Source organism: Halanaerobium sp. (assembly GCF_003070835.1).
This window is the reverse complement of record NZ_QBLR01000254.1, coordinates 1-5,051: the sequence shown is the minus strand read 5'-3', so window position 1 is coordinate 5,051 and position 5,051 is coordinate 1. Positions and strand designations below refer to the sequence as shown.

Here is a 5,051-nt window from a genome sequence, read left to right as displayed (position 1 = left end):
TACAGGATATTACTTTTGAAAAATCTTTAGATTTGATAACTAAAACAAGAGGATTAGATTATAAATGGGACAATAACACTGTAGTAGTTGCTCAGCCTGAAAAAATCGATCAAATCTATTCTAATTTAGTTACAGAGTTTGTTAAAGTTAACTCAAGTGACTTTGAGAATATAGGAATTATTGTTAAAGAAATATTTCCTGAAACATTAATTTCGATGGACATATCAAGAAGGCAGTTTATTATTAAAGGAGAGAGTAATCGAGTAGAAGAAATTAAAGAGATGATTAATAGGCTTGATTCTGCTAAAGTACTAAAAGGGAGTAGTGGAACAGATTTTGAAAATAGGGAAAGTGAAGAAACTAAACTATATAGTGAAAGTTACACTGTTTTAAATGCAGATTTAGCTGATTTAGAATCAAAATTACGTATAGTTAATTCAAACTTAAATTTTCAGGTTAACCCTTTAACAGAAACTATAACGATAAGTGGAGAAGAAGAATCAGTTAAGAGTATTTTATCAATGGCTAAAACTTATGATCAGAGTTTGGAGCCTGAAACTCGTAAAATGAGAGTTGACTATATAGATACTGCACAAATAACTGAAATAATAAATAAATTTTATCCAGACATTCAACTTCATGTTAATGCTAAAAGAAAAGAAATTATTATTAATGGGGCAAAAAATAAGCTTGACGGAGTATCAGAGTTAATTAAAGAGATAAATACGCCGCAATATCAGGTTATTATTGAGACCAGGGTAGAAGAAATCTCCTCAGATTTAACTAGAGAAATTGGAATGAAATATTCTGATTCAATGGATGTAGGGATTGGTGATATTATAATTGAAAGAAATACAGATCTTGATAAAATAGAAGATTTAACTTATAAATGGCCTGAAATTTTTAAATTGTTAGACACATCTTCTGACTCTAAAACTTTAGCCAGACCTAGCTTAATGACTTTAAATGGCGAAGAGGCTAATTTATCAATAACTGACAAAGAACCATATGCAGTTCAAGAAGAAGATGATGATGGGGATATTACAACTACCTGGGAACATGTTGAAGCAGGAGTTAAATTAACTTTTACTCCCTGGATTACAGAAAATGATGAAATTGAACTTAAAATTGCACCAGAAGTGAGCAGCTTTTATGAAATTAATCCAGATAGATATTCAAATATAGATACTACACCACCTCCAGCTACTAAAACCAGGAGTGTAGAAACTACTTTGCGTTTAAATAATAATGAAACATTTGTAATAGGTGGCTTAATTCAGACTGATGGAGAAGGAAAAATTACTAAAATACCTCTTTTGGGTGATTTACCTATCTTTGGTGAACTTTTTAAATCTCGCTCAAAAAGTGAATCGACTAATGAGTTATTGATTTTTGTAACTCCAAGAATTATTAAATATGGAGAAGAAATTGAAAATCAGGATTATATCAGAGATGACAATGTAGAAGTAGATTCTGATACTGAAAATTCTTCAGCAGAAAAAACTAAAGCAGAAATAATAAATGAGTATTTACAGGAAAGCGGTAAAGAAAGAAAAGAATTATTAGACAGCCTAAGAAAAAATAATGATAAAAAAGAAAAAGAATTTGAAGGTCTAACTCCTGAAGAACTAGAATCTATATTAGCAAATTAAGATTAAAAAGAAGATTAATAAAACTGAAGTCTGGCTCATAAGCTGGGCTTTTCTTTTATAATCTTATGGGGTGATTAAATGATAGCTTTAGTGGCCAGACAACCTATACTTGATAAAAATTTAAATATTTTTTCATATGAATTACTATTTAGAGGTAAAGATTCAGAGAGTTTCAATGGAGAACAAGCAACTGCTCAAGTTATTATGAATACCTTGGAGTCTATAGGATTTACCAATTTAACTGAAGGCCAGCCAGCTTTCATAAATTTTACCGATGAATTATTAAAACAGGGAATACCTGATTTATTGGCACCTGAAATGGTCTATATTGAAGTCTTGGAAACAGTAACTGTAGATCAAAAGCTGCTTTCTGGGCTTGAAACTTATAAAGAAATGGGTTTTAAAATAGTACTCGATGATTTTGTTTTTTCTGAAGATCTAATTCCTTTAATAAAATTAGCTGATTACATTAAAATAGATTTTATAATTACAAAAGGTGCTGAACGAAAAAAAATAATTACTATCTGTAATCAATATAATTCGGATATTCAATATATTGCAGAAAAAGTAGAGACATACGATGAATTTTTTGCAGCAAAAGATATGGGATTTGATTATTTTCAGGGTTTTTTCTTTACTAAGCCTAAGATTATAAAGGCTAAAAAAATCAATTCTTATTCTTTTACATTTTTTAAAATGATGAAAGAATTAAATAAAGATGATCCTAAAATTAAAAAAATAGAAGAAATAATTAAGTCAGATTTGTCAATGTCATACAGTTTATTACGAATTATAAATTCTGCCCATTACGGCTATGATGTTAAATCTATTCGACAGGCAATAGTTTTATTGGGTGTAGACAGGTTGAGGAAGTGGAGTCTTTTATATTTTCTAAAAGGTCTTGATAATGAAAAGCCAGATATTTTATTTAAAACAGCTATTTTAAGGGCTAATTTTGCAGAATCTTTAGCAGGTTATTTTGGAGATAATAGAGGAGAAAACCTATTTGTTTTGGGCTTATTATCTGTAATAGATGCTTATTTAGATAGAAAATTAGAAAATATTTTAGCTGAAATATCACTTTCAAATAATTTAAAAGAAGCGTTAATAAAAAGAGAAGGCCAACTAGGGGATTTATTATTATTTATTGAAGCTTTTGAAAAATTAAATCTAAAAGAAGCTGAAAATTATATTGAAAAATATTCAATTAATTATGGAATGGTTTTTGATAATTATTCTACCGCTCTAGAAAAGACTAAAGAGATAGTTGAAGCTTTTGAAAATAATAAATTATAAAAAAGAGATAAGCTTAAATTTAGCTAATATCTTTTTCTTATTTATAAACTAGGGCTACCAGTTCCGTCCTATTATGCACCTCAGTCTTATTAAAAATATGGCTGAGGTGTTTTTTGACAGTATTTATTGAAATAAACAGTTCATTTGCAATTTCTTCATTAGTTTTACCAATTAAAATCAATCTTAAAACATCTTTTTCTCTTTTGCTCAAATTAAAGTTTTCTACTTTATTTTGAATTAGGTTTTCTTCTTTTCTATTATTTAAATTTCTTAACTCTTCAATTTCAAATAATTTATTTAAATGATTGCTGCTGTGTTTAGCTAGAATTTTTAGATAAACTAGATCTCTAATAGTGAAATTATTATCTTTATTTGTTCTAAAAAGGCTAATTGTACCTAAAAGTCTCTGCTCAGCATGGATATCAATTCCACAGGAATAATAAAGTCTATTTTTAGCTAAAAAATCATTAAAGTATTCAGTATTGATCCACCATTTATAGTCCATTAATTGAGTACTGATAATAGGTTCCTGCTGGTCAAATGCAAGGTTTCTAATATCATCAAGCTGCCAGTAGTAATCATTATATGCTTTTAAAACACTATCGCTAATATTAAAACAAACTGGATCTCCTATTAATTCTTTTTTTTCATCAAAAAGAAAAAAATTAGCAGCATAAAATGGAATAAGTGGATTTAGTTCTTTAAGAAAATAGTATGAATATTTATGTAAGTTAATTATTCTACCTGTTCTATAAATAAAGTCAATAATTTCTTCCCAGTTAATTTCCATTGAGATCCCCCCTAAAAATTACACTTTTGGGTAATACTAAAAGTTTCTAGAAAATGCTATGATAAATATATAGTTCAGGATAATCGACAAAATTCCTGCAAAAAAAATAAGGGGGGGAAGTTTTATGTCAAAAAAATTATTTGCAGTGGGGATAACATTATTTTTTCTTTTTTCTTTAAGTAGTGGAGTATTTGCTCAGATAGGTGATTATTACGGTTTGCAGTCTATGTTAATTTCAGATTGGCAGCTGGATTATATTAGACCAATTGATCCAGATGAACTAGAAAAAGGAGAATTTAGATTTGCTCCGATAATTGGTAGAGTCAATAATGATTATGAGAGAAATGATCTTAACGGAGATTATAGCTATGACTATGATAACAATACAATGGCCTACATGTTAGTTTTCGATTCTAAATTTACGGAAAAACTATCACTTCATTCCAAGTTCATTTATCAACCATGGGAAGATTATAGTTATACTAATTTTAGTAACGATAGTTTTGAAAGTCGCTCAACTCTAACAGATTTATTTTTAAACTATGAAATGAAAGAAGATAAGATATTGTTTTTTGGTTATAACAGAGCTTTAAGTAAGAGAAAAGAATATGATAGTGATAATATTTTAGAAGATGAAGAAGAAGATACAAACAATATTTATTATTTAGGTTTGGAAATTCGCGGTTCATTCTCCGGTGGGAAAGAATAAATATTTATTTAAAAGGCTCCCTCAATTGGGAGTTTTTTTCTTTGCTAAAACTTGACTTTTTAAATATTAAACTATATAATTTATAACCAATACATATCTTAAATAAAATGCTATCTTTATAATTAAAAAATAATTATAAGTAGTAAAAGTAGAATTATAACATTTTAAGGAGGACAAACGTAGTGAGTAGAAATATTTATCTTAACGGAGAAATTGTCCCTGAAGCTCAGGCGAAAATTTCAGTTTTTGACCATGGTTTTCTCTATGGTGATGGGATTTTTGAGGGGATTAGAGCCTATAACGGCAGGGTGTTTATGCTTGATCAGCATATCAAGCGCTTATACCAGTCTGCCAAAACAATTATGCTGGATATTCCTTTAACCAAAAAGGAAATGGAAGCAGCAATTTTAAAAACAATCAGGGCCAATGAATTAAGTGATGCTTATATCAGAGTAGTAGTCTCTAGAGGAGAAGGAGATCTTGGTTTAGACCCGCGTAAGTGTTTGGAACCTACAGTTGTTATTATTGCCAGTGCAATTCAGCTTTATCCAGAAGAATTATATAAGACAGGCTTAAAATTAGTAACAGTTCCAACTCGTAGGAA

The 5,051-nt window shown here is 29.0% G+C and carries 5 protein-coding genes; 4 read left to right on the top strand and 1 reads right to left on the bottom strand.

The window, feature by feature from the left end:
• Together CI949_RS16715 and CI949_RS16710 are read left to right on the top strand one after the other, a co-directional pair.
• Nucleotides 1-1,652: type II secretion system protein GspD (locus tag CI949_RS16715; RefSeq protein WP_290768418.1), on the top strand; the 1,652-nt coding region annotated here is incomplete at its 5' end.
• Nucleotides 1,653-1,730: 78 nt separating this feature from the next.
• Nucleotides 1,731-2,948 carry an EAL and HDOD domain-containing protein gene (locus CI949_RS16710; protein WP_089655036.1) on the top strand — a complete coding sequence of 406 codons (1,218 nt, stop codon included), beginning with the start codon at nt 1,731-1,733 and terminating at the stop codon, nt 2,946-2,948.
• 37 nt (nt 2,949-2,985) lie between these two features.
• Here the strand turns inward: CI949_RS16710 and CI949_RS16705 are convergent, their stop codons facing one another.
• Nucleotides 2,986-3,738, bottom strand: coding sequence for a helix-turn-helix transcriptional regulator (locus tag CI949_RS16705; protein WP_223174459.1), 753 nt, complete (start codon nt 3,736-3,738; stop codon nt 2,986-2,988).
• Between the two features lie 124 nt (nt 3,739-3,862).
• Here CI949_RS16705 and CI949_RS16700 point away from each other — a divergent pair, with 124 nt between their 5' ends.
• Both CI949_RS16700 and CI949_RS16695 read left to right on the top strand, forming a co-directional pair.
• On the top strand, nt 3,863-4,447 hold the full coding sequence (locus CI949_RS16700; RefSeq protein WP_290768411.1) for a hypothetical protein: 585 nt from the start codon (nt 3,863-3,865) through the stop codon (nt 4,445-4,447).
• 182 nt (nt 4,448-4,629) lie between these two features.
• A partial coding sequence (locus CI949_RS16695; protein ID WP_290768408.1) for an aminotransferase class IV occupies nt 4,630-5,051 on the top strand: 422 nt, incomplete at its 3' end.